The organism is Pseudoxanthomonas sp. LjRoot204_2, from assembly GCF_056175765.1.
In genome coordinates, this window is sequence record NZ_JBGFFG010000600.1 from 1 (window position 1) to 1,641 (window position 1,641).

Annotated in this window: 1 protein-coding gene; it reads left to right on the forward strand. The window is 64.7% G+C overall.

The window, feature by feature from the left end; all coding sequences use genetic code 11:
- Nucleotides 1-32: 32 nt before the first annotated feature.
- Nucleotides 33-1,641: excinuclease ABC subunit UvrB (gene uvrB, locus AC04L7_RS18270; RefSeq protein WP_475513644.1), on the forward strand; the 1,609-nt coding region annotated here is incomplete at its 3' end.

Consider the following 1,641-nt stretch of genomic DNA (forward strand, 5'->3'; position numbering starts at 1 on the left):
ATACTCGTTCGCTTGCCTCTGGGTTGTGCACCATGACCGACCGTTTCCAGCTCGTTTCCCCCTACTCGCCGGCCGGCGACCAGCCGCGCGCCATCGAGAAGCTGGTGGAGAATTTCCAGGCCGGGCTGGCGAAGCAGACGCTGCTCGGYGTGACGGGCTCGGGCAAGACGTACACCATCGCCAACGTGGTGCAGCAGGTCCAGAAGCCGACGCTGATCATGGCGCCCAACAAGACGCTGGCGGCCCAGTTGTACGGCGAATTCAAGGCGTTCTTCCCGCACAACGCGGTGGAGTATTTCGTCAGCTATTACGACTACTACCAGCCCGAAGCGTACGTGCCATCCAGCGACACCTTCATCGAGAAGGACAGCTCGATCAACGAGCACATCGAACAGATGCGGCTGGCGGCGACCAAGACGCTGCTGTCGCGCCCCGATGCGTTGGTGGTGGYGACCGTCTCCGCGATCTACGGCCTGGGCGCGCCGGAAGACTACCTGTCGCTGCGGCTGATCCTGTCGGTGGGTGAGCGGATCGACCAGCGCGAGCTGATCCGCCACCTGACCCAACTGCAGTACACGCGGAATGAGTACGAGCTGCAGCGCGGCACGTTCCGCGTGCGTGGCGAGATCATCGACGTGCATCCGGCCGAAAGCGATGCCGAGGCCGTGCGGATCGAGCTGTTCGACGGCGAGGTCGAGGGCATCAGCCTGTTCGACCCGCTCACCGGCGAGTCGCTGCGCAAGCTGCAGCGGTACACGGTGTATCCCAAGACCCACTATGCGACGACCCGCGAGCGGGTGCTGGCGGCCATCGAGACGATCAAGATCGAGTTGAAGGACCGGCTGGAGCAGCTGTACGCACAGAACAAGCTGGTCGAGGCCCAGCGCCTGGCGCAGCGGACCCAGTTCGATGTGGAAATGATGGCCGAAGTCGGCTTCTGTTCCGGCATCGAGAACTACTCGCGCCACCTGACCGGGAAGGCCCCGGGCGAGCCGCCGCCCACGCTGTTCGACTACCTGCCGGCGGATGCGCTGTTGGTCATCGACGAATCGCACGTCACCATTCCGCAGATCGGCGCGATGTACAAGGGCGACCGGTCGCGCAAGGAGACGCTCGTGGAGTTCGGCTTCCGGTTGCCTTCGGCACTGGATAACCGCCCACTGCGCTTCGAGGAATGGGAGGCGCGTTCGCCCCGCAGCATCTATGTGTCCGCCACCCCGGGACCGTATGAAATGCGCGAGTCCGCGGGCGAGGTCGTCGAACTCGTGGTGCGGCCCACCGGCCTGATCGACCCGGAAGTCGAGATCCGTCCCGTAGGCACGCAGGTCGACGACCTCCTGTCCCAGATCAACGAGCGCGTGGCGTGGGGCGACCGCGTCCTGGTCACCACGCTGACGAAGCGCATGGCGGAAAACCTGACCGAGTACCTGGGCGAGCACGGCATCAAGGTGCGCTACCTGCACTCGGACGTGGACACGGTGGAGCGCGTGGAGATCATCCGCGACCTGCGTCTGGGCAAGTTCGACGTGCTGGTCGGCATCAACCTGCTGCGCGAGGGCCTGGACATGCCGGAGGTGTCGCTGGTCGCTATCCTCGATGCGGACAAGGAAGGATTCCTGCGCTCCACGGGCTCGTTGATCC